Raw genomic sequence first — 23,931 nt, forward strand, 5'->3', positions numbered from 1 at the left:
TCGATGTTTAGTCTCTAACCAGGCGATAGCCGAAATGTATATCTGGCACGCCTTGCACGAAAAACACGCTATCTTTATATGTTTTTGGTAATGAATACTTTTCGACGCCCAGTACTTCCACCTCTCGGCAATAAGCGTCGCCAAATTTTTCACAAATAATTTTCATGCCTGGTCGGGAGGCGCTTGTAGCTTCACCTGCATTGCCCTCGATATCATATAGACCTAACGAGCTTGGGGGCCTTTGGCCGACCAAAGTGACCCATCCCCGAGCCACGCTCTCTCTGGGATCTGCTGGCCCGCTAGGCGGCGTGTCACTTTCGGATGCATGAGAGCGAACCCCTGCTGCTGCGCGTCGCCATTCCTGTGGGGTTGGCAATCGATAGCGATGCCCCGCTTTTTTACTTATATATCTAAGGTAGCAGTCAAAATCATCTGGCGTAACGCCCGTCAGGGGAATGTCGTCTGCCAGATTTTGAGTTTGAGCAATTTCCTTATTGAGCGAGTTTCGGGGCTTTCGACAACCAAATTCCGATGTCGCTTTACTATAATCTTTCCAGGTCACTTCATACCGAGCTATAAAAAACGCAGTGTTTTCGGCATTTTCTGATAATATGTATGCAAGCTCCGGACAATCCGGACAGTCCCTTGTAAATTTTGGTTCGGGATGTGTCGACGCAGCGCACGCGGGCAAAACCAAGATTGCGAAAATGATCCTAGACTTGATCAGCGCGTTTTTCACGCTTTGCTCTCCAGTCGCTTTTTCAGAGCCTCCACCAAATCGTCACCAAAGCTTTCGGTCAGACAGACCACCTCGGCAACATCATTTGATCGATCTGTTTTGATCATTTTTAGCGGCGTGCTTTTAAATCTTCCAGTTACCAAATCTGCAAAAGCAAGATTTATCTGGTTATTTTCATCGGATGCAAAAGGAAAGACCATATCCATTATCCAATGAATTTGCCCACTGGACCATTCTTTTATTGTTAATAACTTTTTCTGACCTTCTGTCGGCGTTGTTATCTGCCTATCGACATCATCAGAAACTCTAGCCCATATGACAGCGCCAATCACGTTACTTCCGTCTCGAAATATTATAACTTGATTGGCGACTATTGGTGGTAGGACGTGACCTACTATGGACGTCAATGCTCGATCGGAATATTCGGGAGACTGACTCATGAGCCACACGACCTCTCCAAGCATATGGCTAACGGTTACATTTTGAGTTGAATCGGTCACGGGGATTCCTGCCAAAATTATTGAATGGGCCTTTATGATATCAGTTATAGAAACTATCTTTCGCGTGCCGCCTCTTGCGCCGCTTCATCGATTGGGCTGATCAGATAACTTAAGATGCTACGACGTCCTGTCCTGATGTCGACCGTGGTCGCCATACCTGGGCTCAAGGAAATAGCCTCTGCCTTGTTCTGCCTTGAGCGATCTAGGCGAATGCGAGCCGGGTAGACGAGACCGAGCTTCTCATCCTCTATCGCGTCAGAACCCAGACTTTCTACGTATCCAGCTACGGTGCCATAACGCGTGAACGGGAAGGCCTCTAATTTGACGGCCACAGACTGGCCTTCCTTTACGAAGCCCACATCCTTGTTGAGGATTTTCACCTCGGCGACCAACGAACCGCCTTTCGGCACGATTACCATGATAGGCTTGGTCGGTTCGACAACGCCGCCGATCGTGTGAACTGATAACTGGGTGACCGTGCCATCGACGGGTGCGAGCAGGCGTTGCAAGCTGCTGCGTTGACGGCTCTTGATCAGTTCCTCCCGCCGAAGCCTGACGTCGGCTTCCGCTTTCGCGAGATCAGTCAATATCTTTGCGCGCGCTTCGGCCTTGCTCTGCGCCATCACGCTCGATGCGCCGGAGGATTGGGCCTCAGCCTTTCGTGCCGTCTCCAACGCAGCTTCCCGATCGCGGATCGTCGCAAAGCGTTGCCTTCGCATCTCGATGACCTTTAGCTTGGCCGCGTACCCTTTCGCGAGCAGCCCTTCATAGGCTTGAAGCTGTTCATCGATGAGAGGAATAGTCTCCGTCAGCTTGGCCGCTTGGACCAAGGCTTCGGAACGGGCAGCGCGGGCCGCTTGTATGTCCGCTGAACGACCAGAAGCTGATGCCTCGATTCCGGCCAGTTCGGCGGCCGCCAGAGCCCGTTGCGTCACAGCTAGCTGGGGTACCGTTCCCTTCGGTGAAACGAATTTGAGGCCGTGGCCGTCCAACGCAGACAACACGGCGTTTGCGCGGGCTATATCGAACAGCGCTGTTTGTAGCGCAGACTCCGCCTGAACCGCTTCGGCCGCAGAGACGGTCGGATCAAGTTCCACCAGTACCTGTCCTTTGCGGACGGCCTGGCCATTGCGGACGAGAATGGATCGGACGATCCCGGCCTCAACGGGCTGTACAAGCTTAACATTGTCCGCGGGTATCAAGCGGCCAGACGCCGACGCCACCACATCGACCTTGCCGAAGGTAAGCCAGAGCGCCGTCAGCACCAGCCCTATGAGCAAAACCCAAGTGGTAGCCCTGGCTGTTGGGGATACGGGGCGCTCAATAATCTCAAGAGCAGCGGGAAGGAAGCTGATTTCATCCACACGGGTGAGGGACTTTGCCCGCTGTTTCTCGTCGGCAAGCGCTGCGCGGACGATATCCCAATGTTTGGTGAGCGCGTTCATGCCGCACCGTCCCCCATACCCATTTGTCGCCGGTGCAGGCTCGCATAGCGGCCGCCCTGCCGGAGTAGATCGTCATGGGTACCAACCTCCACGACCTGGCCCTTCTCAAGTGTCATGATGCGGTCGCATTGCCGGATCGCCGAGAGCCTATGTGCGATGATCAGCACCGTGCGTCCTCGTGCCATCGCACGCAGGTTGCGCTGGATGATCTCTTCGCTTTCCGCGTCGAGCGCCGAGGTAGCCTCGTCAAGGATGAGGATACGCGGCTGCGTAACAAGCGCCCGCGCAATGGCAAGCCGCTGCCTCTGTCCACCAGACAGATTGACGCCCCGCTCTTCAATGATGGTATCATAGCCCTGTGGCAGGCCCACAACGAACTCATGCGCGCCTGCAAGTTGGGCAGCGGCCATGACCTGTTCGAGCGGCATGGCAGGGTGGGCGAGCGCGATATTCTCGCGGATCGAGCGGTTGAACAGGAGGTTCTCCTGAAGAACCACGCCGATCTGCCGACGTAACCATGCCGGATCGATCTGCGCGATATCCACCCCGTCGATCAATATCCTGCCCGCTGCCGGCGTGTAGAGCCTCTGCAAAAGCTTGGTCAGCGTGGATTTACCAGACCCCGAAGAACCGGCGATGCCCAGTGTTCCGCCCGCAGGTAAATGAAAATTGATATCCTCCAGCGTCCATGGACCATCGAGCCCATAGCGGAATTTGACGCCTTCAAAGCGCACTGTGCCCTTAATTTCCGGTAGCGCGATGCGAGAGCCCGCGCCGGGTTCGACCGGCTGATTGAGAATGTCGCCGAGCCGGTCGATGGATAGGCGGACCTGCTGAAAATCCTGCCAAAGTTGCGCCATGCGGATGACGGGGCCGGATACGCGCTGGGAGAACATATTGAATGCGACGAGCGCGCCCACTGTCATGACGCCCGCAATTACCTCACGGGCACCAAAGAAGAGGATGGCCGCCAAGCTCAGCTTCGATATCAGCTGGACCGTCTGGCTGCCTGTATTGCCCAGGTTGATAACGCGCTGATTGGCGGCGCTGTAGCCGGCAAGTTGCCGCTCCCATCGTTCCTGCCATTGCGGTTCGACTGCGGACGCCTTGATCGTCTGCATACCCGATACGCTTTCAACGAGGAGAGCATTATTGGCCGAGCCGCGCTCGAACTTTTCGTCGAGGCGGCGGCGGAGCGGCCCGGTCACAAGCAATGAAACAACGACATAGGCCGGAATGGTGGCGGCGACTATCCAGAACAGCGTCAGGGAATAAATCCACATAGCTATCAGGAAGACGATCGTGAATGCCGGGTCGATCAGAACAGAGAGGGAAGCGTTGGTGAGAAATTCGCGGATGGATTCAAGCTGGCGAACCCGCGTTACCGTGTCGCCGACACGGCGGCCTTCGAAATAGGACAGAGGGAGTCCCAGCATATGCCGGAACAGCTTTGAACCTAGCTCAACATCGAGCTTCTGGCTGGTTTCGGAATAAAGCCGCGTTCGCAGCCAGCCAAAGACCACTTCCCAAATCGAAACCGCGACGAAGCCGATCGAGAGGACCTGAAGCGTCGCCAGGGTGTTGTGGACCAGCACCTTGTCGATGACGTTCTGGAAAAACAGCGGCGCTGCCAAGCCAAGAAGGTTCAATGCCAGAGTGATAAGCAATACTTCGCCGATCAATTTCCGGTAGCGTACGATCTGGGGAATGAACCAGCGGATATCGAAACGCCCGGCAGCCCCGCCCACGCTCTCGCGCGTAGTGAGCAATATAACCTCGCCTGACCACAACTCGTCCATGGTATCGCGGGACAGCTTTTCCACGCTCTGGCCTGATCGCTGCACCAGCACTTCGGTTTCGCTGGCGCGTCCGATCAGGAACCAGCCTTCGGGGCCATTGGCCAGCCCGGGCAGAGGTAGGCGCGCAAGCTTCGCGAAATCAGCTTGGACCGCCCGAGCCCGAACGCCATCCTGACGCTTGGCAAGCCTGAGAATATCCTCGGTACTTACCGGATCATCATGCCCCAGTTCGTGGCGAAGCTGGGAAGGATCGACGGCAATTTTATGAACGGCGAGCAACGTGGCCAGCGCAAGCAGGCCTTCCTCTGGATCGCCGGCAATCATGGCCGCATAACCCTCACTGATACACCCCCGATTCGACGCACCGCCCCAGGTGAGTCAAATTCAAGTTTTCATGAGCTACGGTTTGATGCAAGGGCATTTGCGACGGAACGATATGAATTATTGAAATAGATCAATCCATTACGGTTCTATTACGGTGAACACGTCGATAACCATTTCAACATTTTCGAGCTTTGCAAGAAGCCTCTTGCCGTTACTTATTTCAGATGGAATCGCGATTGCCAACGCGACAGGTCTTTTCGGGTTTCGATTATGTTCCCCGCTTCGATCCGCGCGGTTCAAGACCGACCAAAGGCACTTCGATCATGATCTGCCCAAGCCCGTGCTTCTGCAAATACTGACTTCAGGTAATGACGCCCCGGCGGAGCCGGTCGCGCTCTATACTGCCGCCTCTTTCGGCAGCACCCAGACCCCATGGGTCTGGTCCTCGCGGTAACGATCGCTGGCGCGCTGCGGATCTCGCGATCCGCATGTGCAGTCGCCGTGCTGCCTGGCACGGCGGCGCTTTTTTAGAGCCCCTCCCAGAACGCGGGAGTAGGCGGCGCTCCCTCCTAGGCCCTTCGCGGCCGCCGGCAACCCGCTGCGCTGCGCTTGCGGGTGCTCCACTGCCGTTTCGCCCTTGCGGTGCCTGCGCCCGCCGGGGCGGGCCTCTCCAGTCGCGTTTCGCCGCCCACCCCCGCTTTCGGGGAGGCTCATGTTTTTGGGCAGGCAGGAGGACAGGACATGGCTCGTACCACCAGCGTTCGCGCAAGGTCGGGGCGTCGCACCGAGGACGCTCAGCCCGAACGGATCAATCTCTATGACGAGGTGACGGCCAAGATCGTCGCCCAGCTTGAGGAGGGGCGGTTTCCATGGGTCCAACCTTGGGCAGCGTCTGGCACGGACATGGCGCAGGGCGCGCTCGCTCCAGGCCTGCCGCGCAACGCGCTGACGGCCCGATGCTATTCGGGCGTCAACATCCTGATCCTGTGGGGCGCAGCCATCGAAAAGGGCTATCCTTCCCAAAGCTGGCTGACCTTCAAGCAAGCACGGGAAGCAGGCGGATGCGTATGCAAGGGCGAGAAGGGTACGACCGTCGTCTATGCTGACCGCTTCACCCCCGAAGCGGAGAAGGAAAAGGCAAGGACGACAAGCGAAGACGCCAAGTCGGTCGCCTTCCTCAAACGCTTTACCGTCTTCAACCTGTCGCAATGCGAAGGGCTGAGACCCGGCCTTGCCGCCGAACCCGCGCCCCTGCCCGAACGGCAAATCGTGCCCGTTGCCGAGTCTGTGATTGCAGCCAGCGGCGTTGATTTTCGTATTGGCGGGGACAAGGCTTTCTACATGCCATCGCTGGACTTGGTGCAGGTGCCGCCCCAGCCCGCATTCTATCAGCAGATCAACTATTACCGGACCTGCCTGCACGAACTGACCCACGCGACCGGCCATCCCTCGCGCCTAGACCGTAATCTCAAGAACGGCTTTGGCAGCAAGGATTATGCCCGCGAGGAACTGATCGCCGAAATGGGATCGGCCTTCCTCTGCGCCGCGCTCGGCATCGTGCCGACCGTCCGCCATGCCGACTATATCGGCTCATGGCTGGAGGTCCTGCGCGAGGATAATCGTGCCATCTTCCGCGCCGCAGGCGCGGCCAGCAAGGCGGCGGAATGGCTCCTGTCGCGCCATCGCGCGGCAGCCCAAGACCTCGACATTACAATCGACATGATGGCCGTGGACGCGGATGAGGACGAAGGCGGGGCGGTGGTCCCGGCGCAGACTTGCGCCGCGCTGCAAAGGAGGGCGGCATGATCCTCCTGACCCCAGACCTACGCTATGCCCTGCGCGCCAATGCCATAAGCAGCGCCGCCGCGCAGGCGCAGGACAAGCGGTGCGATCCGGCCCCGGTCGTCAAATTCTTCAATCCGCTGGGCGCTGGCACATGGCTTGCGACCGAACTCTACAATGATGGCGATACCCTGTTTGGCCTCGCCGATCTTGGTTTCGGCTGCCCGGAAATGGGCGTTTTCTCGCTGAGCGAAATCCAGAGCGTCCGTCTGCCTTATGGGATGCGGATCGAGCGAGATTTGGGCTTTTGCACCCCCCATCCCCTGTCCCGCTGGGCCGATACCGCCCGGCGCGCCGGGTCGATCATCCATGCCGAGCAGCTTTTGATCCGCGCCCCGACCGGCGCGGCTCCCGACCTTCCGACCGATCCCACCCACGGGACGGCAGGATGACGCGCGGCGCGTAACGCCGCATTTCCGTAAAGCCGGACCGCCCAACTCGCAAAAGAATGACGGCCCGGCACTCACAAGGAGTGACACCCATGAAACTCGATTTTATCCCGTTGAGCAAGCTGTCCATCAGCAAGACCAATATGCGCTTCGCCAAGACGGCCCCCGATGTGTCGGATATCCTGCCGACCGTGCGCAGGCGCGGCGTGATCCAGCCAATCATCGTGCGCCCCAATTGTGCGCCTGACGCATATGAGATCGTGGCGGGAAGCCGTCGCTTCCATGCCGCGCTGATCGTCGCGGAAGAGAAGCGCGCCATGGGCGACGCCGACAGCGAAGTCGCCGCGATCCCCTGCGCCATCCTTGAGGATGGCGACGACGCCGATGCGGTCGAAGCCTCGATGATCGAGAATATGGCGCGGCGCGATGCCGACGAGGTAACGCAATGGGAAAGCTTCACCCGGCTGGTGAAGGAAGGCCGCAAGCTGGGCGACATCGCCGATACTTTCGGCCTGCCCGAACTCACCGTGCGGCGGGTGATGGCGCTCGGCAATCTCCTGCCGCGCATCCGGCAGATGTATGCGAAGGACAATATCGACCGGGCGACCGTCCGCCACCTCACCCTCGCGTCGAAAAGCCAGCAAAAGGCATGGCTGGCGCTGGTGGACGACGAGGACGCCTATGCGCCCACCGGCTCCCAGTTGAAGGGCTGGCTGTTTGGCGGCCAGTCGGTCGGCACCCGTCATGCCCTGTTCGATATCGAGGCAAGCGGCCTTGTCACCATTGCTGACCTGTTCGGCGACGACCGCTATTTCGCCGATGCCGATGCTTTCTGGGACGCGCAGAACGCCGCCATCGAGGCCCGACGCGAGGACTATTTGGACGAGGGATGGAATGACGTCGTCATCCTGTCTCCCAACGACTATTTCTCAGTCTGGGAACATGTGCAATCCAGCAAGCGCAAGGGCGGGCGCATCTATGTAGAGGTGCGCGCAACCGGCGAAGTCACGTTCCATGAAGGCTATCTGACCCGCAAGGAGGCCGCGCGTATCACCAAGGGTGATCCCGGCGGTGCGGGCATGAAGGTCGCGCGTCCCGAAGTCACCTCGACCATGGCGACCTATATCGACCTCCATCGCTATGCCGCCGTGCGCGCGGCGCTGACCGGCTTTCCCGCCGTGGCGCTGCGACTGATGGTCGCCCATGCCATTGTCGGATCGCATCTGTGGAGGGTGCAGGCCGAACCCCAGAGCTGCCGCAACGATTGCGTAGCCGAAAGCCTCGAAAATGCGCTGGGCGAGGCGGATTTCGACCAGATGCGGCGCAAGGCGCTTGGGCTGCTCGGCTTTGGCGCGGAGGAACCCACGCTGATCGGCGGCAATGGCGATGAACATGGGGTCGTTGGCGTCTTTCTGGCCTTGCTCGATCTCGATGACGCGCAGGTAATGGACGTTATCGCCATCGTCATGGGCGAGAGCCTCGCCAGCGGCAGCGCCGCCGTCGATGCGGTAGGCCTGCATATCGGCGTCGACATGGCCGACTATTGGCAGGCGGACGAGGCGTTCTTCGAGCTGCTGCGCGACCGCGAGATATTGGGGCATCTCGTGGCGGACGTGACCGATCCCGCCGTCGCCGCCGCCAATGGGCAGGAGAAGGGCAAGACCCTGAAGGCCATCATGCGCGATGCGCTCGACGGCACCAATGGCCGCGAGAAGAAGGACCGCTGGGTGCCGCGCTGGATGCAGTTCCCGCCCGCTGCCTATTCGGCGAGGGGCGGGGTCGGACCGGTCGATGCCCATGCCAAGGTCGTCGCCGCGTTGGCGATCCATGACGCCCCCCAACCCGATCCCGATGCCCCCGGCAGCATCTGCCCGCTGCCCAACGAGACGGAGGAAGGGACGCAGCGTCTTGCCGCCTGATTGTCTCCTGCGGGCGGCGGTTAGCCGCCGCCCGCTCTTTCCCCGCCACCTTGGATTTCATCGAAAATCGGGCGCGCCGCCCCCGTTCCGGCGACGGCGCGCCTATTGGGAGTTTCATCATGGTCGATCGTGTTTCGCTTTCCATCACCATCGGCGGCGACCTCGCCGCCGCCCTGCGCGACGATCTGGTCGCCTGCATCCAGAGCGAGGGTCTGGCCCTCGATTATGACGGCGAGGATTTCGGAGCGGAGGATTTTCCCGCCGATCGCCCGCTCTGTCTCTACGCCCATGAAGTCGCATGGGGGCGGGCCGACGAACTGGAAGGCTTCTGCGTGGAGCAGGGGCTGCCCTTCGCGCGCTGGTCGGGCGGCTACGCCGCGCAGTTCGGCCCGGAACGCGCCGTCTTCACCGGTGCGGGCCAAGTGGCCCTGTTCGCAGCCGATGAGGACGGCAATCTGATGATCGACCGCGACCGGGCCGAACGGCTCGGCAGCTATGAGGCGATCATCGCCCATTTCGTCGCAGGCGACCCTGCCGTGCCGCCGCTGCGCTTCCTGCCCTGAAAAATCGGCCGCGCCCCGACCCCGCCAGGCGGGCCGGGGCGCGGACTTCTGTATGTCGTTCCGCGCCGGAACCAGCGCTTACGGCCGAGATGGATATTGCGAAAATTGCCGTGATCGGCTATGATGATTGCATCAGCTTTGGGCTGCGGTCGGTTCGATTCCGTTACTTCTTGTGTGTGCGGTTCTGCTCCTGCTGTTCCTTCTTCTCAACTCCGTGCCCGATCAGGGGCCAGATGCAGAAGGGACACACAGCATGAACATAAACAGGAACTTCAATAATAGCCTCGTCGGCTCTGCCTTCAACGGCATCAGCCTTGGTTTTATCGGTAGCGCAGCCTGCACAATCAGCCCCCCGCGCGCGGAAATGCCGGGGGGCTTTTTCTTCGCTCTCTCAGTGGAGCGGTTGGACACGGACCCGGCCGTCAGTCCAGCTGGCACCAATCAGGCTTGGTCTTGCCGCGCGGCCACCATCGCGCATCCCCCGACTCGACAAGGCGGGTGGCAAGATCATGCCCGCCATGTCGCACGGTCGCGACCGTGCGATTATAGCTGCGGCCGACCCGCGTGAAGCGGATCGATCGTCCCGCGATCATCGTCGTCAGGCGCGCCTTGGCGGCCTCGCCCCTGCGGCGCTCGGCCGGACAGAGGGCGCGCTGCGCCTGCGTCTCCGGGGCGTCGATCCCCGCGATGCGGATACGCTCGCCGCTCGTCAGGCGGAAGGTGTCGCCATCGGTGACAGTGCGCACGGTCCCCGTCGCAACACGCGCGTCGGGCACCCTGGCCAGGGTGGCGGGCGCGGCGGTGGCAGCGAGCGCCAGCAGGACAAAGCGCGCGCGACAGTGCCAGGGCGGATTGGCGCGCGAGGCGAGCGCCAGGAGAAAAGGGACGATGGGCATGTCCCGCGCTTGGCCCAGCGGACGGCGCCTGTCGAGCCCGGCCGTCGAGCGAGGCGCGGCTCGATTCCCGCCCTGGTCTTCGCCATTCCAGGCGCAATGGAAAGCGTACCGGTCGGCATGATATTCCAGGGTCGCAACCCCTTGCAGCCCTTTGCCGGTTGAAGTGCGTTGACCTGGCAGCGTCTCGGGTGCCCCGCAAAAACCATCGGTCCGCTCCAATTTCCCCGCCGTTCCGGCTCCTCGCGGGCGCTTCGCTACAAATTGAAGACGGCCCTCCGGTCCTCCGCTCATGTCGCTCCGGCCTTCGGTTCGGGGGCACCCAGCGCGCGGCCTCACGGTCCGCACGCCCGGCGGATCGGCCGCAGGGGCATCACGACCCAAGGAGATTACACATGCCAGCCATCGGTTACGTGCAGCGCCTCGACAATGGCGGTTTCAAGGGCATCCTCAAAACGCTCGCAGTCCGCGCCGAAATCGAGATCATCCCCAACCGGGGCAAGACCGGCGACCAGCCCGACTATCGCATCCTCTCGGGCGGCTCGGAACTGGGCGGCGGCTGGATCCGCACCGGCGAGGTCTCGGGCCGCGAATATATCCGCGTCGCCATGGCGGCACCGGAACTCGGCGCGCGCACCATCTACGCCAATCTCGGCCGTGCCGCCGGGCAGGACGACGAGGACAGCTACGCCCTCATCTGGAACCCCGACGTCTGAGGCGGAACCTCCCCGCGCCTGGCGGCGCGGGGCAAAGCCTCGCCCAAACACTTGATCGGTCGGCGCGCAGGCGTCCGGCCGATCGGCCTGGTTGGCGCCCGTCGCGCGGGAACGACGATGAAGCCGGCGTGGCGACGAAAGGAACGGCAAGTCTGCGGAAGCGCCGGCTATGCCGGCGGCGCATCATTGGAGAAGAGGGTGGTGGCACGTCGAGACCCTCCCATCGTGACGGGCGGCGGCGCGGCTTTCAAGGCTCGCAGGTTCCCCCCAATTTGGCTTCACCAAATCGGCTCCCCCTAGCGCCCGCTTGCGCGGCGCCGGCTTGCGCGCGGCCGCCCTGACAGCCTTCCGGCGCCCGTCCCTCCCTGCCGGTCCCCGATCTTGGGGACGCAAGCACAAGGAGATTTTCCCATGAGCATCGTTCAGCCCATTGCCCTTGCATCGGATCGCGTGATGACGGCCCTGATCGCAGGGCTTGAATTGGAATTTGGCCGTGGCGCAGGCGAAGCGCTGGCGTCCCGCTTCATGGAAGCCGAAGATATCGATATTCACTGGGATGCCCGCAACGAAGAGCGCTGGATCGGCGCCTATGGGAGCCAAGAGGGCTACGTCGAACTCGACCGGATCGCGGCGACGGGCTTCCTGGACGGGCCCTGGTTCGTCGCACTCTTCATCGTCGATGGCGATGGCAATGCCCACGGTATGCTGAGCTGCCGGAAATGTGCATCTGCCGATGCAGCGGCTCTTGCCTTCGCGCAGACGCGATGAGGCCAGCCGGACCGGGGCGCCTGGCGGCGCCCCGGTTCTCGCCTTGGCGCGGATACGGAAAAGCGTATCCGCGCCAAGGCGAGAATCCGTATATACGCAGTCACGACGATCCTGCATGCGCTCGAAGCGCAATTGCTGAAAAACGTGGATAAGCTAATCCTGAAGCACGGCAATGGAGGTTCAAGCTAACCCGGCAGGCGATCAGTCGATGTCTTCGTCTTGCATGTTGCGAAACCCCGCCGGAATGGAATGGGTGTCGTAGCGGATGCTATCGACCCGTATGCGCCACACATCGTCATCACCCAGTCTGAGCGCAGGCCCAGGTTGCTCGATGGGGTCGAGCGGATCAAACAACGCGCCGAACCAGCTATCCTCGTCGAAGGGACGCTCGACGGCTGCCTCTTGATCCTCCGCTCTCAGCGGCCGGAAAGCGACGACGTCGCGGTCCTGCCGATCGGCCTCATCGGCGTCTTCGTCTGCCCGGGCCTCGCGGAAGTGGAAATGACGGATCGTACGGGCGACTTCCTCCTCCGCGCCCTCGACCGAAGCCGAATCAGGAAACAGCACGACGTTGTTGGCCGATTCCGTGATCTGCGCCGACCCGAATATGATGCCATCGATCGCAGGCTCGGTTTGCGACCAGAGATATTCCGCAATGACCTGCGTCGGCAGATAGTCAAGCGTCTCGCGGCCGGGAATGATGGCCCGGCGGATTTCGGCATGAAAGCCCTGCATGAAGGCCGTGTAGGCCATCTGCTGCGAATAATGCGGGTCGAAATAGCTCAATGGCTCAGGCTCGCGGTCGAGCAAGGTCAGATCGAGCACTGTCAACGGACGCAGTATTTCGAAGCGACCCACTATCGCATGACCCCCGACCGGCGTCCGTAGCTCGGCGACACAGGTATCGCGGTCGAACGATCCGTAGAAGACGCTGATCCCGGCCGCGTTCATGCGGCCAGCCCCTGCGATGCCCGGTGCCGGCGCGCCAAGTTGGCGAAGTCGCTCCTGGTAGATGGATATCTGGGTATTCCGGTCATTCGCCGCCCGCCCCCGGAAGATGTGACTATGTTCGGTGCCTGGGCCGATCGTCCGCACAGCGCCGCCCGGTGGCCATTCGCCCCGCAGCACCGGGCCGAATATCTCGTTAAGCACCTGTGCGCTCTGATCGAGGAAGAAGCGACGATGATGCTTGATCTCGTCGCAGAAGCCCTTCCAGCTGCGGCCGAACCAATCATCTTCGGCGTCGAGTATCGTGTAGCTATCGGAGGTGTCGTCATACCAGTCGAACCCGCCGTCGTTCACATAATGGCGGCTGCGCTCTGCCAGGATCGCAACCAGTTCGCTGCCGATGGCCTCGTCAAACCCCTGAAGCATTTCGGTCAAAAGGCAGCTGGGGTATTCACCATCTGGCGCCCAGTCGGGATTGCCGTCCCGCACGACATAGCCTGCCGGAGCCTGCCCCACGACCATCTCAAACGAGTGTTTCACCCGGGTCGCGAGGTCTTCGAGAGAGATGGCCCGCCGTCGAAACCCGCAGAAGCTGCAAGTCCGGGCTGGTTGCTCCTGCCTGATCTCAGCTCTGACGACCGGCTCACCGATACAGTGCCAACAGACCCGGCGCGTCATCGTAGATCGAGAAGGGCGGTAACGGTCATCGCGCCATCTCATCATCGGCTACGGCGCACGGCAAGAACTTTCCGTCCTGATGAGACCGCTGCCCGTTGCATCCCGCCGGCGGTCACGGGATAACCGCTGATTGATCTCTCCGTCTGGTCGTCGTCCCGGCTGCACGGCCTGCGTTCGATGGACCTATCTGCCCGAAAACCGGCTTCGCCTCTCCAGGCGGGTCGCAACCCTGTCGCCGGACCTATTTTCCGCCGCCGGCAAGCCGGCTTTGCATCGCGAGACAAAATAGCTCCGGTGCCAAGGTCCTGCGCGTGTGCTCCGGCCTTTCAGGTGCGCCACCCTTCGTTCCGGCCCTGTCATGCCCATCGAGGCCGCGACAGGCGCGGGTTCGAAGACAGGAGTAGACATCATGGCAATCATCGGCACTTTCACCAAGACCGCAGACGGGTTCGCGGGCACGATCAAGACGCTGACTCTCAATGTCAAGACGACCATCCGCCCCAGCACCAAGGATAGCGAGAAGGCGCCCGACTACCGCATCTATGCCGGAACCGCCGAATTCGGCGCTGCCTGGGCCAAGCTTTCCGCAGCCGGGTCGGACTATCTGAGCTGCAAGATCGACGATCCCAGCTTCCCGGCGCCGATCTACGCCAGCCTGGTGGCGGCCGACGACGGCGAAAACTTCTCTCTCATCTGGTCCCGCTGACGCGGCAGACCCGCACCCCGCATAGCGGGGTGCGGGTTGAAGCCGTCCCTGCGCAAGCGCTGGGACATCTACCGTGAGAGGGATAACGCTCTCCCGACCAAAGGACTTCCGCCAACGCTCTGCGCTGCCAGCCTTCTCGCGAAAGGAGCGAGACGCGATGGCGACAGGCGCGGCGACGGCAAGAAGGGATTACTGCGACTATGCGCAAGCATTCCTGTCATATTCGCCGGCCTACCGAGCAGGCTACGCTACCATTGCCGCGCTGGACCGACAGGCAAAGGAGGACTTTGCCCGGTCGTGGGGCCTTCGCTTTCCCCTTTGATCCCGACATACCGCCCAAGAGGCGACCCGCCTTGTGGGATCCGGCGGCAGCCGCTTGCGTCGTGATCATCGACCCAGGGCCTGATTTCCCGGTTCCGCATGCGCTGCCTGGGATCCAGCAGCTGGGGCAAGCCGAGGATGGCACCCATGCCGCCCTGTTTGCAAGCGGACGCACGATCCGCCTGTGGCTGCGCGGCCCCCAGCGCGGCCTGCATCGCGAACCCCGCACAGCATTCCATCTGCCGGACGATCCGCTGTTCGATGGGCGACTGCGCGCCACCGCCCATGCCCGCCTCTGGCTTGGGGGAACAGGCGGATCGGCCACCTCGCAAAGCGATCTGTCGCCCTTCCAGGCCGCGCGCTTCGACCTGATGCTCTGCCTGCTCGACGCGCATGTCGCCGGCGTCACGCTACGAGAGTTGGCGTATCTGGCCTATCCGGCGATGCCGGATCTGTCGTCGGCGCTATGGAAGGCTTCGAGCGAGCGGCGCGGCACCCATCGCCTGCTCACCCAAGCAATAGGCCTGCGAGATGGCGGCTATCGGGACTTGCTCCGGGCGGGCTGAATCGGGCTATCCCGCACCAACAGCACGCCCCGCCCAGACAAGCCCCAGTGACATGTCTTCGCGCCATGCCTCCAGGACAGTCCCAGATCAAAAGCCAGGGGGGGGTGACAATTTTCGCCCGCGCTTTTGCCACTCCGTTCGAGCCTCCACTGTTCGCCATTCTCGCCAGCGACACCCCAGGGCCGGTCAGCCATGCCAGCCCCGACGCTGGAGACCGATATGGAACGCGACTTTGCGGTCGTCACGCCGCGCTATCTGCGAACCCCCGACGCTGCCCTGCATCTGGGCCTTTCGCCCCGCACGCTGGAAAAGCATCGCTGCTTTGGCACCGGCCCCGTCTTTCGCAAGCTGGGCGGACGCATTGTCTATGCGCTGGTCGATCTTGAAGCCTGGGCCGAAATCGGCACCCGGCGCTCGACCTCCGATCCGGGACGCGGCACTGTGCATCCTGCCAAGCGGATCGACCCCGGCGCGCCGGTGCGGCGCTAGCATGATGCCCGCTTCGCCCGACCGGGCGCAGGACCGGCAACTCGACCTTTTTCGCGCGGTCCGCGGTGACATTGCGCCGCGCGACGCGCAGGACCTCATGTCCTGGCCCTTTTTCAGTCTCGCCAAGTCCAAGCGCATCGCCCCTATCCATTTCAGGATGGGCGATGTCACGATCGCGGTGGAAGCCACCCATGAGCATGGCATGGCGACGATCTGGGACGCCGATATCCTCATCTGGGCCGCCAGCCAGATTGTCGAGGCCCGCGATATGGGGCGTCCGACCTCCCGGCTGATGGCGACCAAGCCGCACGAATTGCTCAGTTTCATCGGCCGGGGCACCGGCGGCGACCATTATGACCGGTTGAAGGCCGCGCTCGACCGCTTGCAGTCGACCACCGTCGCAACCTCGATCCGGCAAGCGCATCAACGCCGTCGCCATCGCTTCTCCTGGATCAACGAATGGAAGGAGCGGCTCGACGAAAACGGTCGGCCACTCGGCATCGAGATGATCCTGCCCGACTGGTTTTATGCGGGCGTCCTCGATTCCGGGCTCATCCTCACCATAGATCGCGCCTATTTCAAACTGACCGGCGGCATGGAGCGCTGGCTCTACCGCCTAGTCCGCAAGCATGGCGGACGGCAGGTCAATGGCTGGAGCTTCGAGGTCGGCCATCTGCACCTCAAGTCCGGCATGCTGATCCCAAGACGGCGCTTCCTCTTCAAGTTGCGCGGCATCGTGCATGCGCAATCGCTGCCCGGCTATGTGCTGGCGCTCCAGACGATTGCCGACAAGGAGATGCTGAATTTTCGTCCCGTGCTGGACGATCCTTTCGACCTGGCCCTGCGCCGGGTGCGCCATTGCCGGGGGCAAAAGCGATGAAAAAACTCGGCCTATCGGGAACACCGAAACTCGGCCTATCGGGAACGCAAAGTTCGGCCTATCGGGAACGCATTTTGCCCGCAAAGCCGCAGAAATGCGCGGCTTTCTGGCCCCTTAACAATGCTAATAGAGAATCCTACGGATTCTTACTAACCTGGGCTGCGCCCGCGAGCGCCGATGCGCCGTGCAAATCGCTGCGTGCGACGCGGCGCAGGACGGCGACGAGGCCGCGCGCCACAGGCGGAACGAGGCGACGGCCATGATCGTCGCCCTGCTCAACCAGAAGGGCGGCGTCGGCAAAACGACGCTCGCCCTCCATCTCGCCGGACATTGGGCACATGAGGGCGCGCGCGTCTGCCTGATCGATGGCGATCCACAGGGTTCAGCGCTGGACTGGTCGGAACAACGCGCCCAGTCGGGCCTGCCCCGTCTGTTCGGCGTCATCGGCCTTTCCCGCGAGACGCTTCACCTGGAGGCACGGGTGCAGGCTGCCAGCGTGGACCATGTCGTCATCGATGGCCCGCCGCGTGTCGCCGGCCTGATACGCGCGGCGCTGATCGCCGCCGACCTGGCGCTTATCCCGGTGCAACCATCGGCACTCGACGGCTGGGCATCGGCCGAGATCGTGGCGCTGGTGCGCGAGGCCCGCAGCTACCACCCCGCGCTCGAAGCCCGCTTCGTCCTCAACCGCTGCGATCCTCGCACACGGATCGCCCGTAGCACGCGAGCAGGGCTTGCCGACCAGCAGCCATCTTTGCTCGGCCCCGGCATTGCCCAGCGCATCCTCTTCGCCGAGGTGATGGCGCAAGGCCGTCTGGTGTTCGAAAGCGATCCGGGCGGCGTCGCTGCGCGCGAGGTCGCTGCCCTCGCGTCCGCGATCGGGACTTTGGACCGATGAAGAAGATGCCGACACAGGCGGGCACAGTGACGGACACCGTGGCGGGCTTTGCGACCCGGCCCGGTGCCGCCGAGCGCTGGATCCGCCAAGCTGCACCCAGCGCATCCGACGCCGCCGCCTTGTTCAGCGCCCGGCTCACCATCGATGTGACGCCCGCCATGCGCCAGCGCCTCAAGCTCGTAGCGGTCACCCGCGGCACTACCGTCGCCGATCTTATGCGCGCGCTGATCGACGCGCATTTTCCTGAAAATTCTGAGGAACCCACATGATAGGCCACGTCCCAGGACATGCGCGCGACGCGCGCCATGCCGCCGACAGTCAGACCCATATCGAACTGATCTGGATCGAAGGCCGGCTCGAACATTGGCTGCGCTTCGGGCTGCATGTCTGCGAACATATCGTCAGTCGCCGCACGCGCGTCCTGAGTTTTCCACCCGACGCGCTGTTCGCGCTCATTCGCTGGGCGGCCAACGATCATGGCACTGTCAAATCGCGCATCGACATCGTGCGTACGGTACGGCCCGGTGAAGCCTATACGACTCTTCCGTTCGTACGGCCAGGCGGTGAAATCCTGCTCAGCATCGAAGGTTGGCCAAAAGTCGAAAAGGTACTGGGCGCGATCGATCGGGTCGAAGCGGCGGGGGTGGATCCGACCCGCGCCGCGCCCGATCACTGGCGCCATGTCCACAGCCGCGTTGCCGCGGGCATGGAGCCGCGCGCCTATACGGCTGCACGGCATAGCGCGTTCGAACTGCGCCAAGGTCTCGATCTATGACTCGGTCGGGCTATGTTTTCATCACTGTCGTCGCGGCGCAGGTGACGGTGGTGCTGGCCTGCTTCGGTCCGGCACCGCGCCTGGTCTGGAACGCGACGGCCAGCGCCCCGATCGGCCTCTATGCGGTGTCGCCGGCTGCCTCGCCGCGCGTCGGGGACATGGCGCTGATGATGCCCGACGCGCGTCTGGCCCATTGGCTGGCGCAGCGTCACGCCCTTCCGCTTGGCGTGCCGCTCATCAAACATATCGCGGCGACCGCAGGGCAGACGGTCTGCCGTTCGGGCGTAACCATCACGATCGATCACAGGCCCGTCGCCAGGGCACGCACCTACGATCGCGCAGGCCGTCCCTTACCCGTCTGGTCGGGATGTCGCAGACTTGGGTCCTGCGAGATCATGCTCCTTAACCCGACAGTCGGGGACAGTCTCGACGGACGTTATTTCGGACCGATGTCGGCAAAAGGCGTGATCGGCACGGTACGGCCGATGTTGACGCGCGCGGACAGTGGCGCGCCCTTTGTCTGGCATGGGTGGAGGCCATGATGGCGCGGCTTCAGGGCAATATGGCTGTCATCCTCGCGACAATGATCGTGCCACAGCTGTGCATCGGATCGGCAGCGATCGCACAGACCGAGGGATCGGTCGGCGCAACGTCGACAGCCCAGCCTTATGCCATGCCCGTTGCAGAAGCGGCGCAGCAATTTGCTATTCCGGCGCACTGGATCCGGGCGGTGATAGACCAGGAGAGTGGCGGCAATCCGCGCGCGCTTTCGCGCGCTGGTGCCATGGGCCTCATGCAGATCATGCCCGCGACATGGGCCATGCTGGCGGCGCGGCATCGCCTGGGTGCCGACCCTTATGATCCGCGCGACAATATCATCGCGGGCGCAGCCTATCTGCGCGAGATGCATGATCGCTACGGCATGGCTGGAATGCTGGCGGCCTATAATGCGGGGCCGGGCCGCTACGAAGCCTATGTGCGTTTTGGCAGGCCGCTGCCCGCTGAAACGCGCGTCTATCTCGCGCGATTGCTGCCGATCATGGACACAGGATCGCTAAGGGGAGCGGGCGTCCCGTCTCTTCCGCCGCGCCCTCTTTGGACGGAAGCCGCGCTCTTTCCAAGGCGGGCGGCGGCGGCGGCGCTGGGTGAATACCCAGCGCCATCCGAGCCACAGGATCGGACCGACGATGCAGGGCATCGGCGCGACGCCTCCCCCGTCCCTTCGCTTTTTGTTGCGCGAACGGGAGCAAGGCCATGAGGGGGTTTTGGGGATGGCGAGATAAAAGGCCCGCCGTCGGCCTGGGCTCATGTGGTTGCTTTTGGGGCTTTTTCAGCGGCGGCACTGCAATTGCAGCGACGGCGCTCGCATCAATTTCTGCCCTTTTTTCAACGGATCGGGGACTGGCAACGGTCATTTTGAGCGGGAATCCTGCGCCATGAGCCGGGACGAGCAGGATTTCGACGTCCGCCCCGGCCGCGCACGCGATCGTGGTGCCGGACAGAGCAGACGCGCCGCATCACTGGCCACTCAGGTCCGGCGCGCGGCCGCCAAGGCCGGGCATATGCGATTGTCCAGAGCCCGTCGGTCGGGCGGCACCGGCACGATCGGTCGGGGCAGGCTAGCGGCGGCATCCGCCCGCTTCCGTGCCGACGGACGCAGAGTGGTCATCAAGGCGCGGATCGTGCGGCACAAGGGCACCCGCTTCCGCGCCGCGCCGCTCGCCCGGCATATCGACTATCTCGCCCGCGACGGCGTCACAAGCGACGGACAGGACGCCCGCCTGTTCGACCAGCGTACCGAAGGGGTGGACGCGGCGGATTTCGCACGGCGCTGCGAGGACGATCGCCACCATTTCCGCTTCATCGTCTCGCCCGAGGATGGTGCCGATATGGCGGACCTGCGCGGTTTTGCGCGCGACCTCATGGCCGACATGGCGCGCGATCTCGACACACGGCTCGACTGGGTCGGCGTCGATCACTGGAACACCGACAATCCCCATGTCCATATCCTGCTGCGCGGGCGCGCCGATGACGGGTCCGACCTCGTCATCGATCGCGACTATATCAGCGAAGGCATGCGCGCCCGCGCGGAGGCGCGGGCCACGCTGGAATTGGGGCCGCGCACCAGCCAGGAGATCGCCCGGACGCTTGCACGCGAGGTCGATGCCGAGCGCTGGACGTCGCTCGACCAGAGACTGCAGCGGCTGGCCGCCCGCAACATGGGGATCGTCGATCTACGGCCTGTGCTATCGGGTCGGGGGCCGGGCCAAGACCAGTCTTCGGGCCTACGTCCGGGACCTGATCAGGCGTCGGGATATGGCGACCCCGACAACCAGCTTCTGCTGGGACGCGCAGCCCGGCTGGAACGGATGGGGCTGGCCGAGTCGATTGCGCCGGCGATGTGGACATTGCGACCCGACCTTGAGGATAGCCTGCGCGATGTCGGCATGCGCACGGACATCATCAAGACGATGCACCGGGCGATGCAGACAAGCGGACGCCGCCCCGACCTCGCAACCTTCACCCTGCACGATGGCGCGCCCACAGATCCGGTCATCGGCAGACTCGCCGCTCGCGGCCTTGACGACGAACTGACCGGCACGGCTTTTGCGATCGTCGAAGGGGTGGACGGGCGCACCCATCATCTGCGGTTCGAGGATCTCGAGATGACCGGCGATACGCCGATCGGCGGCATCGTCGAGCTACGCAGCTGGACGGGTCGCGACGGGCGCGCCCGCATGTCGCTCGCCAGCCGCTCCGACATGCCGCTCCACGCCCAGGTCGATGCGCTGGGCGCAACCTGGATCGATCGGCAGCTTGTGGGCGACCAACCCCTGTCCATGGCCAATGGCTTTGGCCGTGAGGTCCGCGATGCCCTCGACGCCCGGCGCGAGAAACTGGTTGCGCTTGGCGTGGCGACCCGGCGCGGCGGACAGCTGATCCTGCCTTCGGGCATGATCGCCAGCCTTCGCGCGTCCGAGTTGCAGGATGCCGCCACGCGGATCGCGCAGGCGACCGGGCTTGCCCACCAGCCTTCTGTACCTGGCGAAATCGTGAGCGGCCAATATCGCGAGCGCATCACCCTCGCATCGGGCCGCTTCGCGATGATCGACGACGGTCTTGGCTTCCAGCTCGTGCCCTGGCGTCCGGCGCTTGATCGCCAGCTTGGCAGTCAGGTGCTGGGTACGATGAGCCCGGGCGGACGGATCGACTGGACACAGGGCCGCAGTCGCGGGCTCGGCCTGTGACTTTCATCAACGACAAGGAGGGACGACAATGTCGGGCACACGCATTCTCTGGGGCCAGTTGCTGCTCGTCGGGGTGGTCGTGCTGATGGCTATCTGGGGCGCAACCCAATGGACCGCGGCCAGCCTTGGCTACCAACCGGCACTCGGGCCACCCTGGTTCATGATCGGCGACCATCCTATTTACCTGCCGCCCGCCTTCTTCTGGTGGTGGTTCAGCTATGACGCCTATGCGCCCCATATCTTCGAGCGCGGGGCCTATGTTGCCGCCTCGGGCGGGTTCGCGGCCATCGCGGTCGCGGTCGGGATGTCGGTCTGGCGCGCCCGCGAAGCGCGCACGGCTGAGACCTATGGCTCGGCGCGCTGGGCTCTGCCTGCCGATATCGCGCAAGCCGGCCTGCTCAAGGATGAGGGGGTCGTACTCGGTCGGTTCGGTCCGGACTATCTGCGCCATGACGGCCCGGAGCATGTCCTGTGCTTTGCGCCGACCCGCAGCGGCAAGGGCGTCGGTCTTGTCGTGCCGACGCTGCTGACCTGGCCGGGCAGCTGCGTCATTCACGACATCAAGGGCGAGAATTGGCAGATATCGTCGGGCTTTCGCGCACGCCATGGCCGCGTGCTGATGTTCGATCCGACGAGCAGCGCTTCGGCCGCCTATAATCCGCTGCTCGAAGTGCGGCGCGGGCAATGGGAGGTGCGCGACGTCCAGAATGTCGCGGACGTTCTGGTCGATCCCGAAGGCTCGCTCGAGCGTCGCAACCATTGGGAGAAGACCAGCCATGCGCTGCTGGTCGGCGCAATCCTCCACGTCCTCTACGCCGAGCCTGACAAGACGCTGGCAGGGGTCGCCGCCTTCCTGTCCGACCCCAGGCGCACAATCGATAACACGTTGCGCGCGATGATGACGACGCCGCATCTGGGCGAGGCAGGCGTTCATCCGGTCGTCGCCAGCGCCGCGCGCGAACTGTTGAACAAGAGCGAGAATGAACGGTCCGGCGTGCTCTCGACCGCCATGTCGTTCCTGGGCCTGTATCGCGATCCTGTGGTCGCCCATGTCACCCGGCAATGCGACTGGCGCATCGCCGACCTAGTCGAAGGCGCGCACGCGACGAGCCTCTATCTGGTGGTGCCGCCTTCCGACATCAGCCGGACCAAACCGCTCATCCGCCTGATCCTCAACCAGATCGGCCGTCGGCTGACCGAGGAACTCAAACCCGACGCCAGGCGCCACCGGGTCCTGCTGATGCTTGACGAATTTCCCGCTCTTGGCCGCCTCGATTTCTTCGAGAGCGCGCTCGCCTTCATGGCGGGCTATGGCCTCAAGGCCTTCCTGATCGCCCAGAGCCTCAATCAGATCGAGAAGGCCTACGGCCCCAACAACGCCATCCTCGACAATTGCCATGTGCGCGTCGCCTTCGCCACCAATGACGAGCGGACCGCCAAGCGGATTTCGGACAGCCTGGGGACGGCGACCGAAATGCGCGCGATGAAAAATTATGCCGGCCATCGCCTCTCGCCCTGGCTTGGGCATCTGATGGTCTCGCGCACCGAAACACCGCGCCCTCTCCTGACACCGGGCGAGGTCATGCAGCTCCCGCCAAGCGAGGAAATCGTGATGGTATCGGGGATGCCCCCGTTGCGCGCCACCAAGGCCCGCTATTTCGAGGACAAGCGTTTTACGGCGCGGCTGTTGCCGCCACCGGCGGCCGCAGCGCTTAATGGACGCAAACCACCGGCCGACGACTGGAGCGATCGCGCCACCATCGCGGCACCGGCGGCGAGACCTGTTCCATCGATGCCTGCGTCGCCAGAGCAACAGGCGACCGATACGCAAGGCATCAGCACAAGGGGATCGAGCGATGATCATCGTGATGATCGGCCAACCAGGTCGGACACGGCCAATGCCGGTATCCGCCGGGAGCCCCATCTTCCCGAACAGGAGGAGATCGTCCCGCCGCAGCGGTCCGCGCGAGAGGAGTTCGAATTTCACGAGAGGGATGACGACAAGGACGCGGCGCGCGCGCGGGCGATGAAACGGATGCGCCGGGCCGCGCGGCAGGCCTCGCTCGATCCTGACGATGGCGTGGCACTATGAGCGGGCTCAAGATCAAGCACACGATCCGCCTCTCGCCGGAGATCTCGATGCAAATGGCGGACTATGCGCGGCGAAAGCGCAAGCCCCAGGCGCTTGTCGTCGAGGCGGCGCTTGCTTCCTTCCTGTCTGCCGACGGGTCCGATCGGCTCGAAGCGGCGATCGGGCGGCGTCTCGATCGCATGAATCGGGAGATACAGCGGCAGGGATGGCAAAATGCTCTGAACGGTGAAGCGCTTGCCCTGTTCGTGCATGCGTGGATGCTACAGAACCCCGCATTGCCGCAGGAAGCACGGCGCGCCGCGCTCGCGGACGCCAATATCCGTTGGACCGGCTATGTCGAGGCGCTGGCTAGCCGCATGGAAACAGGACCGCGCCTGATCGACGAGATCGGGCAGGACTTCGGCGGTGACGAACTCGATCGAACATAGGGTAT

Annotated in this window: 25 protein-coding genes; 19 read left to right on the top strand and 6 right to left on the bottom strand. The window is 63.0% G+C overall.

The window, feature by feature from the left end:
* Positions 1-7: 7 nt before the first annotated feature.
* Genes K9B33_RS11345 through K9B33_RS11360 form a run of 4 tightly spaced genes read right to left on the bottom strand, consistent with a single transcriptional unit; the run spans position 8 to position 4,807 of the window.
* Positions 8-739 (bottom strand): formylglycine-generating enzyme family protein, encoded by a 732-nt coding sequence (locus tag K9B33_RS11345; protein ID WP_224548824.1) that lies wholly within the window; start codon positions 737-739, stop codon positions 8-10.
* Positions 736-1,239 carry a toxin-activating lysine-acyltransferase gene (locus K9B33_RS11350; RefSeq protein ID WP_224548826.1) on the bottom strand — a complete coding sequence of 168 codons (504 nt, stop codon included), beginning with the start codon at positions 1,237-1,239 and terminating at the stop codon, positions 736-738. Before K9B33_RS11350 ends, K9B33_RS11345 begins: the two co-directional genes overlap by 4 nt.
* Positions 1,240-1,292: 53 nt before the next feature.
* Complete coding sequence (locus tag K9B33_RS11355) at positions 1,293-2,684, bottom strand: HlyD family type I secretion periplasmic adaptor subunit (protein WP_224548828.1); 1,392 nt, start codon at positions 2,682-2,684, stop codon at positions 1,293-1,295.
* On the bottom strand, positions 2,681-4,807 hold the full coding sequence (locus tag K9B33_RS11360; RefSeq protein WP_224548830.1) for a type I secretion system permease/ATPase: 2,127 nt from the start codon (positions 4,805-4,807) through the stop codon (positions 2,681-2,683). The genes K9B33_RS11355 and K9B33_RS11360 overlap by 4 nt, the downstream gene beginning before the upstream one ends.
* A 741-nt stretch (positions 4,808-5,548) precedes the next feature.
* Between K9B33_RS11360 and K9B33_RS11365 the strand changes: the two genes are divergently transcribed.
* The 4 genes from K9B33_RS11365 (at position 5,549) to K9B33_RS11380 (ending at position 9,520) form a co-directional block, all read left to right on the top strand.
* Positions 5,549-6,613: an ArdC family protein gene (locus tag K9B33_RS11365; RefSeq protein ID WP_224548832.1), complete on the top strand. Its 1,065-nt coding sequence runs from the start codon at positions 5,549-5,551 to the stop codon at positions 6,611-6,613.
* The gene (locus K9B33_RS11370) at positions 6,610-7,041 is read left to right on the top strand and encodes a DUF2958 domain-containing protein (protein ID WP_224548834.1); all 432 of its coding nucleotides are present in this window, start codon (positions 6,610-6,612) and stop codon (positions 7,039-7,041) included. Before K9B33_RS11365 ends, K9B33_RS11370 begins: the two co-directional genes overlap by 4 nt.
* 89 nt (positions 7,042-7,130) lie before the next feature.
* Positions 7,131-8,957 (top strand): ParB/RepB/Spo0J family partition protein, encoded by a 1,827-nt coding sequence (locus tag K9B33_RS11375; RefSeq protein ID WP_224548836.1) that lies wholly within the window; start codon positions 7,131-7,133, stop codon positions 8,955-8,957.
* 119 nt (positions 8,958-9,076) lie between these two features.
* Positions 9,077-9,520 carry a hypothetical protein gene (locus tag K9B33_RS11380; protein ID WP_224548838.1) on the top strand — a complete coding sequence of 148 codons (444 nt, stop codon included), beginning with the start codon at positions 9,077-9,079 and terminating at the stop codon, positions 9,518-9,520.
* 422 nt (positions 9,521-9,942) lie between these two features.
* Here the strand turns inward: K9B33_RS11380 and K9B33_RS11385 are convergent, their stop codons facing one another.
* The gene (locus K9B33_RS11385; RefSeq protein ID WP_224548840.1) at positions 9,943-10,416 is read right to left on the bottom strand and encodes a thermonuclease family protein; all 474 of its coding nucleotides are present in this window, start codon (positions 10,414-10,416) and stop codon (positions 9,943-9,945) included.
* A 392-nt stretch (positions 10,417-10,808) separates the two neighbouring features.
* Between K9B33_RS11385 and K9B33_RS11390 the strand changes: the two genes are divergently transcribed.
* A complete protein-coding gene (locus tag K9B33_RS11390; RefSeq protein WP_224548842.1) occupies positions 10,809-11,129 on the top strand; it encodes a DUF736 domain-containing protein in 321 nt (106 codons plus the stop codon).
* Positions 11,130-11,540: 411 nt separating this feature from the next.
* Positions 11,541-11,897, top strand: a complete 357-nt coding sequence (locus tag K9B33_RS11395; RefSeq protein ID WP_224548844.1) for a hypothetical protein — start codon at positions 11,541-11,543, stop codon at positions 11,895-11,897.
* Positions 11,898-12,098: 201 nt separating this feature from the next.
* Here the strand turns inward: K9B33_RS11395 and K9B33_RS11400 are convergent, their stop codons facing one another.
* A complete protein-coding gene (locus K9B33_RS11400) occupies positions 12,099-13,523 on the bottom strand; it encodes an RES domain-containing protein (protein WP_224548846.1) in 1,425 nt (474 codons plus the stop codon).
* Between the two features lie 409 nt (positions 13,524-13,932).
* Between K9B33_RS11400 and K9B33_RS11405 the strand changes: the two genes are divergently transcribed.
* From K9B33_RS11405 to K9B33_RS11465, 13 genes are all read left to right on the top strand, one after another.
* Positions 13,933-14,229, top strand: a complete 297-nt coding sequence (locus K9B33_RS11405) for a DUF736 domain-containing protein (RefSeq protein ID WP_224548848.1) — start codon at positions 13,933-13,935, stop codon at positions 14,227-14,229.
* 157 nt (positions 14,230-14,386) lie between these two features.
* On the top strand, positions 14,387-14,551 hold the full coding sequence (locus K9B33_RS23235) for a transcriptional regulator domain-containing protein (protein WP_224548849.1): 165 nt from the start codon (positions 14,387-14,389) through the stop codon (positions 14,549-14,551).
* A gap of 61 nt (positions 14,552-14,612) precedes the next feature.
* A complete protein-coding gene (locus K9B33_RS11415; protein ID WP_224548851.1) occupies positions 14,613-15,116 on the top strand; it encodes a DUF2285 domain-containing protein in 504 nt (167 codons plus the stop codon).
* Positions 15,117-15,335: 219 nt separating this feature from the next.
* Positions 15,336-15,605 (top strand): helix-turn-helix transcriptional regulator, encoded by a 270-nt coding sequence (locus tag K9B33_RS11420; RefSeq protein ID WP_037480698.1) that lies wholly within the window; start codon positions 15,336-15,338, stop codon positions 15,603-15,605.
* 1 nt (position 15,606) lies between these two features.
* Positions 15,607-16,485: a replication initiator protein A gene (locus K9B33_RS11425; RefSeq protein ID WP_224548853.1), complete on the top strand. Its 879-nt coding sequence runs from the start codon at positions 15,607-15,609 to the stop codon at positions 16,483-16,485.
* A 259-nt stretch (positions 16,486-16,744) separates the two neighbouring features.
* Positions 16,745-17,383, top strand: a complete 639-nt coding sequence (gene parA, locus K9B33_RS11430) for a ParA family partition ATPase (RefSeq protein WP_224548982.1) — start codon at positions 16,745-16,747, stop codon at positions 17,381-17,383.
* 5 nt (positions 17,384-17,388) lie between these two features.
* A complete protein-coding gene (locus tag K9B33_RS11435; protein WP_411974009.1) occupies positions 17,389-17,652 on the top strand; it encodes a hypothetical protein in 264 nt (87 codons plus the stop codon).
* Positions 17,649-18,158: a DUF2840 domain-containing protein gene (locus tag K9B33_RS11440; protein ID WP_224548856.1), complete on the top strand. Its 510-nt coding sequence runs from the start codon at positions 17,649-17,651 to the stop codon at positions 18,156-18,158. Before K9B33_RS11435 ends, K9B33_RS11440 begins: the two co-directional genes overlap by 4 nt.
* On the top strand, positions 18,155-18,700 hold the full coding sequence (locus K9B33_RS11445) for a S26 family signal peptidase (RefSeq protein WP_224548857.1): 546 nt from the start codon (positions 18,155-18,157) through the stop codon (positions 18,698-18,700). The genes K9B33_RS11440 and K9B33_RS11445 overlap by 4 nt, the downstream gene beginning before the upstream one ends.
* On the top strand, positions 18,697-19,416 hold the full coding sequence (locus K9B33_RS11450; RefSeq protein ID WP_224548858.1) for a lytic transglycosylase domain-containing protein: 720 nt from the start codon (positions 18,697-18,699) through the stop codon (positions 19,414-19,416). Before K9B33_RS11445 ends, K9B33_RS11450 begins: the two co-directional genes overlap by 4 nt.
* 178 nt (positions 19,417-19,594) lie before the next feature.
* Positions 19,595-21,406 carry a relaxase/mobilization nuclease domain-containing protein gene (locus K9B33_RS11455; protein WP_224548859.1) on the top strand — a complete coding sequence of 604 codons (1,812 nt, stop codon included), beginning with the start codon at positions 19,595-19,597 and terminating at the stop codon, positions 21,404-21,406.
* A 28-nt stretch (positions 21,407-21,434) separates the two neighbouring features.
* A complete protein-coding gene (locus K9B33_RS11460; RefSeq protein ID WP_224548860.1) occupies positions 21,435-23,498 on the top strand; it encodes a conjugal transfer protein TraG in 2,064 nt (687 codons plus the stop codon).
* Positions 23,495-23,926 (top strand): CopG family transcriptional regulator, encoded by a 432-nt coding sequence (locus tag K9B33_RS11465; protein WP_224548861.1) that lies wholly within the window; start codon positions 23,495-23,497, stop codon positions 23,924-23,926. Before K9B33_RS11460 ends, K9B33_RS11465 begins: the two co-directional genes overlap by 4 nt.
* The last annotated feature ends 5 nt before the right edge of the window (positions 23,927-23,931 follow it).

This window comes from Sphingobium sp. 3R8 (genome assembly GCF_020166615.1).
GTDB lineage: Bacteria > Pseudomonadota > Alphaproteobacteria > Sphingomonadales > Sphingomonadaceae > Sphingobium > Sphingobium bisphenolicum.

Excerpts from the sequence above, each read along its gene's own strand:
- K9B33_RS11355 (WP_224548828.1), bottom strand. The coding sequence starts at position 2,684 with ATGAACGCGCTCACCAAACATTGGGATATCGTCCGCGCAGCGCTTGCC.
- K9B33_RS11360 (WP_224548830.1), bottom strand. The coding sequence starts at position 4,807 with ATGATTGCCGGCGATCCAGAGGAAGGCCTGCTTGCGCTGGCCACGTTG.
- K9B33_RS11365 (WP_224548832.1), top strand. The coding sequence starts at position 5,549 with ATGGCTCGTACCACCAGCGTTCGCGCAAGGTCGGGGCGTCGCACCGAG.
- K9B33_RS11370 (WP_224548834.1), top strand. The coding sequence starts at position 6,610 with ATGATCCTCCTGACCCCAGACCTACGCTATGCCCTGCGCGCCAATGCC.
- K9B33_RS11375 (WP_224548836.1), top strand. The coding sequence starts at position 7,131 with ATGAAACTCGATTTTATCCCGTTGAGCAAGCTGTCCATCAGCAAGACC.
- K9B33_RS11380 (WP_224548838.1), top strand. The coding sequence starts at position 9,077 with ATGGTCGATCGTGTTTCGCTTTCCATCACCATCGGCGGCGACCTCGCC.
- K9B33_RS11385 (WP_224548840.1), bottom strand. The coding sequence starts at position 10,416 with ATGCCCATCGTCCCTTTTCTCCTGGCGCTCGCCTCGCGCGCCAATCCG.
- K9B33_RS11390 (WP_224548842.1), top strand. The coding sequence starts at position 10,809 with ATGCCAGCCATCGGTTACGTGCAGCGCCTCGACAATGGCGGTTTCAAG.
- K9B33_RS11395 (WP_224548844.1), top strand. The coding sequence starts at position 11,541 with ATGAGCATCGTTCAGCCCATTGCCCTTGCATCGGATCGCGTGATGACG.
- K9B33_RS11400 (WP_224548846.1), bottom strand. The coding sequence starts at position 13,523 with ATGACGCGCCGGGTCTGTTGGCACTGTATCGGTGAGCCGGTCGTCAGA.
- K9B33_RS11405 (WP_224548848.1), top strand. The coding sequence starts at position 13,933 with ATGGCAATCATCGGCACTTTCACCAAGACCGCAGACGGGTTCGCGGGC.
- K9B33_RS23235 (WP_224548849.1), top strand. The coding sequence starts at position 14,387 with ATGGCGACAGGCGCGGCGACGGCAAGAAGGGATTACTGCGACTATGCG.
- K9B33_RS11420 (WP_037480698.1), top strand. The coding sequence starts at position 15,336 with ATGGAACGCGACTTTGCGGTCGTCACGCCGCGCTATCTGCGAACCCCC.
- K9B33_RS11425 (WP_224548853.1), top strand. The coding sequence starts at position 15,607 with ATGATGCCCGCTTCGCCCGACCGGGCGCAGGACCGGCAACTCGACCTT.
- parA (WP_224548982.1), top strand. The coding sequence starts at position 16,745 with ATGATCGTCGCCCTGCTCAACCAGAAGGGCGGCGTCGGCAAAACGACG.
- K9B33_RS11435 (WP_411974009.1), top strand. The coding sequence starts at position 17,389 with ATGCCGACACAGGCGGGCACAGTGACGGACACCGTGGCGGGCTTTGCG.
- K9B33_RS11440 (WP_224548856.1), top strand. The coding sequence starts at position 17,649 with ATGATAGGCCACGTCCCAGGACATGCGCGCGACGCGCGCCATGCCGCC.
- K9B33_RS11445 (WP_224548857.1), top strand. The coding sequence starts at position 18,155 with ATGACTCGGTCGGGCTATGTTTTCATCACTGTCGTCGCGGCGCAGGTG.
- K9B33_RS11450 (WP_224548858.1), top strand. The coding sequence starts at position 18,697 with ATGATGGCGCGGCTTCAGGGCAATATGGCTGTCATCCTCGCGACAATG.
- K9B33_RS11455 (WP_224548859.1), top strand. The coding sequence starts at position 19,595 with ATGAGCCGGGACGAGCAGGATTTCGACGTCCGCCCCGGCCGCGCACGC.
- K9B33_RS11460 (WP_224548860.1), top strand. The coding sequence starts at position 21,435 with ATGTCGGGCACACGCATTCTCTGGGGCCAGTTGCTGCTCGTCGGGGTG.
- K9B33_RS11465 (WP_224548861.1), top strand. The coding sequence starts at position 23,495 with ATGAGCGGGCTCAAGATCAAGCACACGATCCGCCTCTCGCCGGAGATC.